We start from the raw sequence: 12,193 nt of genomic DNA, 5'->3' as shown, positions 1-12,193 counted from the left end.
CTTTCTTTAATGTTTTTTTCTTAATTTTTTTCTAAGTTTATAAATTTGTCCACCTAAAGGATATAGAGGATGAATCGGTATTGTTAATTCCCCAATATACTCTTCGATTGTTGGAGAATATTTAGATTTAAAAAGATATAGACCACCTTTAAAATCTCCCTCAACTCCTCCAAGATTCTGCCATAAAGCTCCACGGTCAAAAGATTGTTTAGCTGTAGAATACCAAGTCAGAATAGGCGCATTATATTGTTTAAAGGTATCATCCATTCCGGCATACAGATTGACAGAAGTAGTACCAAATTCTATTGTTAAGGTTCCCGAAAGCGGAGCCACCTTCACTCCGGACTCAATGTGAGTATTCAAAAATGCAATTTCTTGAACTAAGCGTTCCCGCTCTTCTTCATTATTCTTAATTTTACCTGGTTTTGTTTCTTGAGAGAAAGCTTCTGCAGCTAGTTTGTTTTTTGCTAATTTAGACTCTAATTCTTCTAATCGTTTTTCTAAATCTAAATAAGCCATTGTAATAAAACTAGAGTTTTCATACGCAGCTAATAATTGATGATAATACTCTTCATTTCGCAGATGAATATCTTTTCTGACTTCTGTTTTTCTCATCAAAGTCGTAAAATCATCTAATAGCTCTTCTCTTCCATACTTAATCTCGATTCCTTTATTTAAAGCTGTACGAATCGCTTGTTTGGTTGACTTCGGTAAGTTTTCTTTAAACCCTTCTTTATAGATCTTAGCCTGAATCCTTGGCTGAATAGTTTGAGACATGTCTGTTGATAATCCAGACCAAATTACCCCAATAGCTTGTAAACTCTGGATGATTTCTTTTGTCTCCGGATTAGAACAAGTTGTACAATCCTTATGTATTACAGTTTTACTTAAAACAAGACTAGGATCACATTTAACGAATAGTGACTTTTTCCTTTTGGCGATCGTTTTGAGAGAGGTAAAAACGAATTGTAATAACTCTTTATCTTTATAATCCAATATTGGACCTCTCGCAACATAACACATGGTAAAACCAAAAGGTAAAGACCTATATAACAAGCTGGCTGAAGCTACTAACTGTTCGTCTTTAAAAAAGCCAACTATCTCGTTATCCCATTGATTTTTTACATTAGCCCAAGCACTACTTTGTAAAAGATTTGCCAATTCACTTTTTTTGACAAACTCATCATGTATTTCAGGTGAAATACCTATTTGATAATGATACATTGGCTGGTCCTTTTCCTAATAAATTTATAACATACCTATTCTACTACTTTTTTGTTAAAAAATAAAGAATTATAGAATCTTTATGTTCTCACGCCTAAACAGAACTTTAATTCTTATATAAGGCGCTCTTCCAAAACAAAGTTGATAGGTAGAGTAGCTAAAAATCGTTCCAGTTGTTTTTCCCAGTAATACCATTCATGGGCACCTGGACTATGACTATAGGTTACATTAAAACCTAGATTTTTGAGATTTTTAACTGCTAGATTATTAGCAGAATAAAGATAATCTTGTTCGCCACACCAAATCCAGAGTTTTGTCTTCTTATCTGACTTTTCAGCTAGGCTTTCCAGTGAATATGGACTACTTTCCCAATTTTTAATCTCACCAAAAATACCTTGCCAATATGTCCGATTCCCTAAATCTTGATTTTCTGGAGAAAACTCCTGAAAACTAAGGGCACCAGAAAAACTAGCTGCATAGGAGAAACGGTTAGTTGACAGAGCTAATTTGAAGGAACCATAACCGCCCATAGATAGTCCAGCAATAAAAGTCTTTTCACGTTTACTAGTCATGTTAGGGAAAAAGCGCTTCATGACTTTAGGTAACTCTTCTGATACGGCAGTATAGTAGTTAAATCCATATTGGGTGTCGGTATACCATCCATTACTAGTATTAGGCATAACAACAATAAGATTAGTACCACGTAGCAAACGCTCAACATTGGTGCGTTTGAGCCAACTATTATGGTTGCCAGACATCCCATGTAAGAGATAGAGGACAGGAATATCTGTGCAATCCGGGTCTGTTACCCTAGAGCCATCAGGGTACAGAACATTGACTCCCCATTCCATATCCAAAACTTCTGAGTAGTACTCAATCTTCATTACTGCCATTATTTTCTCCTTTTAGGTTTAAGATAAGAAAAAGCCGAAATTCGACTTTTTCTTATTTTAATTTAATTGTTATTTTGCTTCCATAACTACTGGTAAGATGGCTGGACGACGCTTAGTTTGATCAAAGAGGAACTTGGACAAACTGTCTCGAACTTTACCTTTGAGCTCTGACCATTCAAATTCTTCACCTTGTAGATAGTCTTCAACTGTTTGGTTAATCAGCTCTGAGCTCTCACGCAAGATGTCACGACTCTTCTTGAGATAAACAAATCCACGTGTGTGCACTCGTGCCTTGGCAATGATTTTCTTCTCACGACGGTTAACTGTAATCGCAACGATAAAGATCCCATCCTCCGACAAGACCTTACGGTCACGAAGAACAACATTTCCGACATCTCCAATAGCATTTCCATCAATCAGAATATCTCCCGCAGTGATAGCACCTGACGGAACAAAGTCACCATGTTCATAGGACATAGTACTTCCTTTTTTGGGAATGAAAATATGCTCTGGCAACATGCCAACTGCCATTGCTGCTCTAGCGTGAGCATCCAATTCACGATACTCTCCTTGAATAGGGAAGAGATATCGTGGTCGCAGAAGATTGATCATCAACTGTAAATCACGAGCATTTCCATGCCCTGATACACGTAAGCTTGATGTGATTAGTCGAACAATACCACCTGCTTGGTAAATCATGTTTTCTACACGAGCCATAACGGCTTCTTTAGCAATTGATGGCGTTGTAACGATGTACACTAAATCTCCATCCTTGATTTCCACATAACGGTGGCGCCCAATAGACATCTTACGAAGTCCATTAATCGGCTCTCCCATACGTCCTGTCTCAAGAATAATCAATTCATGATCTTCAAAACGGGACATATCTTTTGGTTTAATCAATAAACTTTCATTAGCAAGCGATAACTTTTTCAAACGGATAGCTGTTCGCACAATGTTTTCAATATCAAAACCAGTTAAAACAACGCGACGCCCTGTCTCAGCAGCTGCATCAAAAACTTGTTGGATACGGGAAAGGTTACTCGCTACCGCAGCTACGATAATACGACCATCCCAATCAGCAATTGTTTGGGTGATTTCATCACCTACTTCACTTTCGCTCGCTACTTGAATATTACTATCCGCATTAGCAGAATCACTTAGAAGTGCCAAGACTCCCTCACGACCAATTTCCGCCAAACGGCCAAAATCTGTTGCATAAGACTCACTGGCTGTTTGGTCAAACTTAAAGTCACCAGTATATACAATATTTCCTTCTGAAGTTTTTAAAACGACACCCAAACTCTCAGGAATAGAGTGGGTAGTACGGAAGAAGGAAACCTCTGTCCCACCGAAGTCAATTTCAGTATTCTCATCAATGACGTGGAAATCATCAAATTTCTTGACACTGTCATTACTCTTGACAAACAGTTTCGCTAGTTCAATAGTCAACTCCGAACCGAAAACCGGAACCTTAGCTTCTGTCAATAAATAAGGTAGAGCCCCAATCGCATCCGCATGTCCGTGCGTTAAAAAGACACCTGCAATTCGGTCACTATTTTCAAATAGATATTCCATATTTGGAATAACAACGTCAACTCCAAGCTGCTCGTTTTCAGGATATTTTAAACCTGCATCCAAAACAAAGATTGAGTCGTTAATCTCCGCAATATACATATTTTTCCCGTTTTCACGGACGCCACCTAAAGTTGTTAATTTAATATTGGTCATTTTCCCTCCGAGGTATTACAATAACTAGTTTGTAGAGTTTTAAAAGCTCTCTTATTCTGAAAGTATCTTCTACTTTCTACCGAATTATGTCCTTTCATTATACCATTTTTTTACCGATTTTCAAAATGAAGGTTTTATTTCAACCAGAGATTATTGAACGCTAAAAATGGAATGGATTTTTTATATCTTTAAGATACTCTATCAAACATAATTGAACGATTGAATTCTCAAACGATCAAAGCTTCTGTCTATTATAGAGTCTTAAAACATTCAGCAATCTCTTACTAGGTCTATACTCAGTATGAGGAATTGCCCAAAAAGAAAAAGATTTAGAATTTCTAAATCTTTTTTAATCATTTTTAGTTTGGGTAGATATAAGTGACTCTACCTAAAAATTCATTGGGATTAAAGTAGCCACGATAATTAGCAATTTGCTTTTGACGCTTATAGTTTGATTCGAATACCTGGATAGAATTTTCGCTTTGTACATCTGTTACATAAGCAACATGGCCATATTCACCACCGTCCCATACGGCAATCGCTCCTGCTACCGGAACATTCCCTATTCTATAGCCTTGAGCACTTGCGTAGATTGCCCAAGTATTGGCATTCCCCCACCAGTTGCTAGCCCAAGGTGCCAATTCTTTCACACCCCATGTACACTGACCAATAGGATAAGAGTTCCCATAGTCAGTCGGAGTATTTTCGACAACACCTTCTACATCTGACACATCATCTGCAGCGCTAGTTGCCTCATAAGCTGGTGCATTATATGAAAAACTACCTTGAGATAAACTGCTCACTTCCAGAATATCACCTGGGTGGATAGTGTCAAAAATGGTTTTCCCATTGTTAGTGGCCAACACATAAGGATCCATACCATGTGCACTAGCAATAGCAAAAAATGAATCCCCATTTTGGACAACGTAAGAGTCTGCACTAACAGTTTGGGCACCAACTGTCGCCAAAATGGCAGTAGATGTCAAACCAAGAGTCAGTTTAGCAACTGTTTTTTTCATAATGAATTTCTCCCTTTTTAATAATTCTTATTTGTTTTTGTTGTTTATAAGGAAATCATACCTAATTTACATGTCAGATATTTTAGAGTTATATTTTAGTCATATTACAAATAGTTATATTTTTAATACATGAAATTTAAGGCGGATAAGGGAGGTTAAAAAAGCTGAGATTATCCATCTCAGCTTCCTTTCTTCTATTTTTCCATTAAAAAGTCATAGATTTCCTGTACTGTTCCAAGTGCCATCATTTCTTGGTCTTTAACAGTTTGCTTGAGATTTTGATAAATCTGACTTTCAGCAATATCCCGTTTAGCCGCATCTTTATTAACCCTCATCACACCATTTTCAATGCTGACAAAACCAAGTTCTTCAAAAACTTGAATCATCTTGACGAGTAAGATTTGCTCAATTTTGAGATAGGCTGCTAAATCTTTTAATTTATAGCGAATATCGAATTCTGGGAACTGGTAAATAGTCTTATAGAGCTTAGCAAATTGCTCTCTTGTTCCATAACCTGTCAAATAATATGCTTTAGCGATATCATTTTTAAAGTAAATAGCAGAGAAATCCTGTTCTTGCAACACTTGTTTGAGAAGACTGAGATCCTCGGGAATATTTTTTACAACGATTGCTGGGCTAGAAAGCATTTCTGGTAAATCACTGGTAAAATCTAGGACAGGCACTCCCTCTGGTAGCTCTACACTTTTACTACGGATGTTAAAAAGTTGAACTCCATCAACACGCGCATCAACCATCATCAACTGCAAAGCTGTTTGTCCATTCCACTGATTTACGGATAGGGTTACTGCTAACTCCAAATCTTTGACTTGAGCAAACTCTGTTGCCAAGGATCCTTTGCCAAAAGCTACAACTTCAAAGTTTGCTGAGCCTTTTAAAATCTTCAATTTTAGATGGGAATTTCCTGCCCCCATAGTACGTGCATTCTCAACCTGAAAATCTCTTATATAAAAGACAGGTTTTTGGTGATCCATACCAAATGGCGCCAAGCGTTCAAAGTTTTTTACAGTCTCAATCGTTAAAGCCTCTAAATCCAATTCTTCATCTAGACGCAAATTGTTTTTGGTGGCTACATCCAATCCTTTTTCTGTGATATAAGCTTCCAAAAGTTCTGACAAGGCTTCTAAGTTATCAACTTCTAAAGTCATACCTGCAGCGCCTGCATGCCCACCAAAGGCGATAAAAAGTTCCCGATGCGGGTCCAAGGCTTCAAAGATATCGACTGCTTCAATACTTCGAGCACTACCCTTGGCACGACCATCTTCAATATTCAGAACAATAACTGTCTGCCCTAATTCTTCCAACAAGCGACCAGCTACAATCCCAAGAACTCCTGGGTTCCAACCTTCCTTGGCCAAAACTTGAACACTTTTGTTAGGTTCTACCAAGCTTTTAGCTTCTTCATAGATAGCCTGAACAATTTCCTTGCGTTCTTCATTTTTTTCTTGAATCATGAGGGCAACATCACGCACCTCTTCATCATCAAAGCCAGTTAGTAACTCAATGGCAGGATTAGGATCATCCAAGCGTCCTAGGGCATTTAATCGTGGTGCTAACTGAAAACCAACAATTTCTTCTGTAACATCACTGCTAGAAATCCCTGCGATTTCAAATAACTCTTGAAGCCCAATTCGTTGAGTGTTGCGTAAAACTTCTAAACCGTACTGAAGCATGATGCGATTTTCATCTGTCAAACTGACCATATCAGCAATCGTTCCAATAGCAACCAAATCAAGCAACTCAACCTGCACTTCTTCCAAGAGGGCACAAGCTAGTTTAAAAGCCACCCCACAACCCGCCAAATGTTTAAAAGGATAGTCTGCTTCAGGATGCTCCGGATGAACGATTGCATGAGCATCTGGTAAGACCTCTGGTAGAGAATGATGATCCGTTACAATAACATCTACTCCCATAGATTGAGCCAAGTCAATAGCCTCATGACCTGCAACTCCATTATCTACGGTTACAATCAAGGATATCCCTTGTTGCTCAATGAAGTACTTGTAGACACTGGCATTAGGACCATAACCATCTGTAAAACGATTAGGAAGATAGACTAAACACTCGGCTCCTAATTGTTCTAATGTTTCTTTAAGGATTGAAGCTGATGTCATCCCATCCGCGTCGTAGTCTCCATAAACGAGAATAAATTCCCCCTGCTCTATAGCACGACGAATACGATTCACTGCCTTGTCCATATCGTGGAGAAGATAGGGATCATGTAAATCATCTAGACTTGGTGCCAAAAAACGAGTCAAACTATCTTCATCCTTAATACCACGGCTAAATAATAGACGAGCAGCTTCAGGCCCTAGCCCAGCTTTCTTGGCGATTTTTGTAAAATCTGCATCCTCAACTTGAGGTGCAAATTGCCAATTATAAGTCGGAATAATCAAAATTCATCCACTCTTTCTTACGATTCTATCCCTTTATTATAACATGATTTCAAGTTTTTCTCCTCTTTATTTTCTTAACTCTTTCAATCAAAATCCCAAAAAACTCCTGTTCTCATCAAAGTTTAAAAGCTATACACCAGTTGATAATTCTATACTTTTTCAACAAGACGTAGCCAAAATTTTAAAACATCTTCTCTTTATGCTACACTATTGATATGGAACATCATTTTAATCATCGAGCAGAATCTTTCGATTCTCCCAAAAATCAATTTCTAGCAGACCTTGTAAATGCAGAGATAAATCAACAAGTCTCTGAGCTATCCACCAAATCAATCCTGGATTTTGGAGGAGGAACTGGACTTATCGCTCTTCCTTTAGCCAAACAAGCCAAGTCAGTGACCTTGGTTGACATCGCAGAAAGAATGCTGGAGCAAGCTCGTATCAAGGTTGAAAACCAAAAACTTGAAAATCTACACTTGATTCAACAAGACTTAGTGCTTCAGCCATTAGAGCAAACATTCGATCTCATTATCGTTAGTCGTGTTCTTCATCACATGCCTCATCTTGATTCCAGTCTAGCTATGTTTCAGGAACATTTGACTCCCGGAGGACAACTATTTATCGCTGATTATACCGTACCAGATGGAGAAAACCATGGTTTTATTATTTCGAAACTTGAAGAGACTCTTAAAAATCATGGTTTCTCAGACATTCAGACACAAATACTTTATAGTTCCGACCATCTTTTCCTTGATAAACCTTCTCAACTATTTCTCACATCTGCGATAAGATAAGTAGTTCTTAGAATAAGCATTGAAATAATTTTTCCTCATTTTTTCTTCAGTTATCAAGCTTTTTAGTCTACTTTTTTCAACTATTTCTATCATAAAAACTTTCCTTAAAAAATTAAGGAGAGTTTCTTATTACCAAAGAATTCCCTTATAGGATAAAAGAAGAGCTAGGAATAATAATCCGTAGAAGAACACAAAGAGCCACTTCAATTTCACACATAGAGCTACAAATTCACGGATAAAGTCTGATGGAATGTAATAGCCCGCTGTCCGACAACCTAGACCATCACCTTTCATTTTAAGCTTACGAGCATAGGTACTTGTTCTAAAAACATGATAATCATTGGTCACAAAAAGAAATTGGGGGCTTGCCACCAGTTTCTCGCCAAACTTCTTAGAATAAAGAAGATTCTCATAGGTCGTTCTTGATTGGTCCTCCAGGATAACCCCATTATAGACTAAAAAGATTCCACTCAGAAAAACAAAAAAGGAAGCAAGACAAAGGCTAATACATAAAAAGCTACTGAACATTCTCATACCCATTTTTATAAAAAAGGTAGGATAGATAAAAATAACTTGAAATGAGGGATAATAAAAATAATACTGGATTCCACAAACTTCTATTATCCTTCCAGAATGACAGTATAAAGGCTAATACAATTCCTATAACGAGATAGATTCTTCCTACTATAATGATTCTATTTTATCATCATTATCCGCATAGAAAAAGAGGACCTTAGGTCCTCTTAACTTTAGATCTTTGCTTCTGCATCTGCCACCACTCGAGCCAGACTAGTTTGGCTTAATTCTTCTTCCATGGCTTCTTGAATTTTATCTAACTTTTCATCTAAAACCCCATGGATGTTAGCTCCTACTGGACAGTCAGGATTAGGATTATCATGGAAACTAAAGAGTTGTCCTTTCTTTCCTAAACACTCAACTGCTTGGTAAACATCTAAAAGACTGATATCCTCTAGGTCTTTGATAATCTCTGATCCACCAGTTCCACGCGCGACTGAGATTAACTCTGCCTTTTTCAGTTGGGACAGGGTTTTACGGATAATAACCGGATTCACACCGACGCTACTAGCTAGAAAATCGCTAGTCACCTTGCTTTCCTTCCCTTTTAGGGCAATAATGATCAACATATGAGTCGCAATGGTAAATCGACTTGAAATTTGCATGTTCTATCCTCCTATTGAGCTGATATCCTTTATTTATTATAGCCCATCTAGTTGTAATGTCAATAGTTACTACTAAGCCAATCATCAAGCTCTTCATCATGTCCCTGATCTTGAGCAATCTCATGCAAAAACTCTTGATTATGGGTATGGTGGATTCCATTAACTAAACTTTCATAATAGACTTGATAATAGGGTAAATTCAAATCCTTTGCCAACAGTAATTCTTTCTCAACATCGTATTCCACACGCCTAAAGTCCACATCTTTCAAACCTTGTTCATCGAACTCTAAAATCATGTATTGGGCACGCAGATCCTTTCGGAGCTTGTCTGATAAAAAGAAGGGTTGCCCAATTGATCCTGGATTTAAGATAAGTTGACCTCCACTTGCATAGCGCAAAAACTGTTGGTGAATATGACCGTATACAGCTATATCACAGTCTGGATTGACTACTAAACGATCAAAGTCTTCTTGCTTACCCAGATGAATCAACTCTCTCCCCCAGTTTTTATCCGGCAAATGGTGGCTAATCCCAACAGTCATACTTCCATATTGGCGATGAGTTTGCAAAGGGTATTTTTGTAAAGCCTCAATCTCCTCTACACTAACTTCCTCCATGATATACTGACACTGGCGTAGAAGATAACGCAGACTTGGTTTAGTTTCATCTAATTTTCGATGACAAGCCCGCCATAGACTATATTCCCAATTTCCCAAGACCTGAGCAGTAATCGGTAATGTTGATAATAGTTCTAGAATGTTTTTTCGACCTGTACCAGGCATAAGAATATCTCCTAATAGCCAGTACTCATCGACTTCTAGTCGTCGAGCATCGTCTAAGACTGCTTTTAGAGCTGTTGTATTCCCATGGATGTCCGAAAGTACCGCAATTTTTGTCATGATTTTTCCTCTTGTTTTTCTCTGATTTCATTATACCAAACCCCTCTTTAAAATCAAAAACCACGTCTTTTCCTATTGTTTTTTACTTTACTTTTTTAGTGAAAAGGGTTACAATGGAGGTGATAAAACTAAGGAGGTTTTTGCTATGACACAACGTTATGAAAATATTATGGTAGCTGTTGATGGTTCTAAAGAAGCTGATTTGGCCTTCGTCAAAGGTGTTCACATTGCACTACGAAATCAAGCTAAATTGACCATTGCCCATGTAATCGACACTCGTGCCCTTCAAAGTATTTCAACATATGATGCTCAAGTATATGAAGAATTACAACTTGAAGCTCAAAACTTGATGGCAGAGTATGACAAACGTGCAAAAGATGTAGGGCTCAATGACGTCCAAATTGTGATTGAATTGGGAAATCCTAAAACTCTATTAGCTAAAACCATTCCTGAACAAGAAGAAGTCGACTTGATTTTAGTTGGAGCAACTGGACTTAATGCCTTCGAGCGTCTACTTGTCGGTTCTTCATCAGAATATATCTTACGCCATGCCAGTGTCGATCTCCTGGTTGTTAGAGACACAGATAAAACTTTTTAAAAAGAATTAAAAAAGGAGCCAATGCGCTCCTTTTTATTGTTTATTTTCTCTTTCTCTATGGCGTTCATAAGCCCTGATTTGACGTTCAAGTTCCTTCTTAATAGCTGGTTCTGGGGCATGTTTCTCCTCCCAATCTTCAGGTTTGAGAATCTTGTGAGTCACTGGATCAAACTGGGCCTTACCATCTGGGAAAATCTTGGCCATATTGGCTTGGTGGACAATTTCAAAAATACGCTCTGGGTCCACTCCCATCAATACAAAACTACCATAAGTAAAATACAGGGTATCAATCAAGGCATCGACTTGCCCAACCAAAGTACTTTTAGCCGGTATTTTTTGAGAAACTTTATCTGCTGATATATCAAGGGCCTGATGCAAATCTCTAATAGCCTGTTGAAATTCTTCCTCTGAATGACTAGAAGCACGAACAAATTCAACCAACTCTTCAACTTTGAATGCAGCTCGATGAGTTGCTCCTTTTACATCCCAAGCCTTAGGCTCCTCCTGAGTTCTCTCATCCATCAAATGATGGAAGGCTTTAACCTTGTTAAAGTGATAATCTCGACTCACAAATACTTTTTCAGAAGACAATACACCAAAGTACTCCAAGGCCTTGTGTATACCTCCCTCTTGGTTGCTTGTTGTGATGTGTTTTGCTACTTCCTTAACACTACTGCTACCATTTCCCATAGCAACAGACATCCCAACACCAGCCAACATTTCCAAGTCATTATCAGAGTCTCCAAAAGCCATGACTTGATTAAGATCAAAACCATACTCTTTTCCGACACGGCGAATCCCTTCTAACTTGGAATTCCCCTGGTTGATAATGTCCGCTGCAAAAGGATTACTTCTAGTGAATTTGAGATGGTCTAATTCTGTAGCTGCTTGATTAGACTCTTCTGGAGTCATCAACATCAGAACTTGATAGACCGGTTGATTGATTAAGTCTAGCAAATCCTCTTCTTTTTGAGGGACAGCTTTACTAACCATACGGTTGAATGAGTTACTGATTGTTCGAGTCAAAAACTTAGGTACAAATCGACTGACCAATTGTGATAAAGGACTGAGACCAAAAGACATGATTCGAGAACCAACAACTGCTTGTCTAGTTCCCATAGCGATTTCTTTTTGATTTGCCTTTGCATAAGAGATGATTTGTCTGAGACTTCCCTTATCGATAGGACTGGCAAAGAGAACACGGTCTTTGTTAAAGATATATTGGCCATTATAGGTAACTGCAAAATCTAAATCTAAATCATCCATCAAATCTTTAACAAAAAAAGGTCCTCGTCCTGTTGCTACTCCAACTAGGACACCCTGTTCTTTTACAATCTTAATGGCTTCTTTTGTGGATTTCAAAACACTCTTACGATCATTTACCAGCGTTCCATCTATATCAAAAAATACTGCTTTGACTTCCATGACTGTCTCATTCCT

The 12,193-nt window shown here is 38.0% G+C and carries 10 protein-coding genes and 1 pseudogene; 2 read left to right on the top strand and 9 right to left on the bottom strand.

Features of this window, described 5'->3' with window-relative positions:
- Nucleotides 1–6 precede the first annotated feature (6 nt).
- The 5 genes from BQ2679_RS03685 to recJ all read right to left on the bottom strand — a co-directional run bounded on the left by BQ2679_RS03685 (nucleotide 7) and on the right by recJ (nucleotide 7,281).
- Complete coding sequence (locus tag BQ2679_RS03685) at nucleotides 7–1,224, bottom strand: aminoacyltransferase (RefSeq protein WP_075566294.1); 1,218 nt, start codon at nucleotides 1,222–1,224, stop codon at nucleotides 7–9.
- Between the two features lie 113 nt (nucleotides 1,225–1,337).
- On the bottom strand, nucleotides 1,338–2,117 hold the full coding sequence (locus BQ2679_RS03680) for an alpha/beta hydrolase (RefSeq protein ID WP_075566291.1): 780 nt from the start codon (nucleotides 2,115–2,117) through the stop codon (nucleotides 1,338–1,340).
- A gap of 69 nt (nucleotides 2,118–2,186) precedes the next feature.
- Complete coding sequence (locus BQ2679_RS03675) at nucleotides 2,187–3,848, bottom strand: ribonuclease J (RefSeq protein WP_075566288.1); 1,662 nt, start codon at nucleotides 3,846–3,848, stop codon at nucleotides 2,187–2,189.
- 359 nt (nucleotides 3,849–4,207) lie between these two features.
- Complete coding sequence (locus BQ2679_RS03670) at nucleotides 4,208–4,867, bottom strand: COG3942 and LysM peptidoglycan-binding domain-containing protein (RefSeq protein WP_075566286.1); 660 nt, start codon at nucleotides 4,865–4,867, stop codon at nucleotides 4,208–4,210.
- Nucleotides 4,868–5,061: 194 nt separating this feature from the next.
- Nucleotides 5,062–7,281: a single-stranded-DNA-specific exonuclease RecJ gene (gene recJ / locus BQ2679_RS03665; protein ID WP_075566280.1), complete on the bottom strand. Its 2,220-nt coding sequence runs from the start codon at nucleotides 7,279–7,281 to the stop codon at nucleotides 5,062–5,064.
- Between the two features lie 215 nt (nucleotides 7,282–7,496).
- Between recJ and BQ2679_RS03660 the strand changes: the two genes are divergently transcribed.
- Complete coding sequence (locus tag BQ2679_RS03660) at nucleotides 7,497–8,075, top strand: class I SAM-dependent methyltransferase (protein WP_075566278.1); 579 nt, start codon at nucleotides 7,497–7,499, stop codon at nucleotides 8,073–8,075.
- A gap of 129 nt (nucleotides 8,076–8,204) precedes the next feature.
- Here BQ2679_RS03660 and BQ2679_RS11035 read toward each other — a convergent pair.
- The 3 genes and pseudogenes from BQ2679_RS11035 to BQ2679_RS03645 all read right to left on the bottom strand — a co-directional run.
- A pseudogene (locus BQ2679_RS11035) lies at nucleotides 8,205–8,519 on the bottom strand (YdcF family protein); the annotation flags it as partial.
- A gap of 305 nt (nucleotides 8,520–8,824) precedes the next feature.
- Complete coding sequence (locus BQ2679_RS03650; protein ID WP_075566277.1) at nucleotides 8,825–9,256, bottom strand: Rrf2 family transcriptional regulator; 432 nt, start codon at nucleotides 9,254–9,256, stop codon at nucleotides 8,825–8,827.
- Nucleotides 9,257–9,315: 59 nt separating this feature from the next.
- The gene (locus tag BQ2679_RS03645; protein ID WP_075566275.1) at nucleotides 9,316–10,155 is read right to left on the bottom strand and encodes a metallophosphoesterase family protein; all 840 of its coding nucleotides are present in this window, start codon (nucleotides 10,153–10,155) and stop codon (nucleotides 9,316–9,318) included.
- 145 nt (nucleotides 10,156–10,300) lie between these two features.
- Here BQ2679_RS03645 and BQ2679_RS03640 point away from each other — a divergent pair, with 145 nt between their 5' ends.
- The gene (locus BQ2679_RS03640; RefSeq protein ID WP_075566273.1) at nucleotides 10,301–10,753 is read left to right on the top strand and encodes a universal stress protein; all 453 of its coding nucleotides are present in this window, start codon (nucleotides 10,301–10,303) and stop codon (nucleotides 10,751–10,753) included.
- 33 nt (nucleotides 10,754–10,786) lie between these two features.
- Here BQ2679_RS03640 and BQ2679_RS03635 read toward each other — a convergent pair whose 3' ends face one another.
- Nucleotides 10,787–12,178, bottom strand: coding sequence for a Cof-type HAD-IIB family hydrolase (locus tag BQ2679_RS03635; protein ID WP_075566270.1), 1,392 nt, complete (start codon nucleotides 12,176–12,178; stop codon nucleotides 10,787–10,789).
- Nucleotides 12,179–12,193: the final 15 nt, after the last annotated feature.

This window comes from Streptococcus timonensis (assembly GCF_900095845.1).
In the GTDB taxonomy this organism is placed as follows: domain Bacteria; phylum Bacillota; class Bacilli; order Lactobacillales; family Streptococcaceae; genus Streptococcus; species Streptococcus timonensis.
Note: the sequence above shows the minus strand (reverse complement) of the source record. Positions and strands in the feature narration are given on the sequence as shown.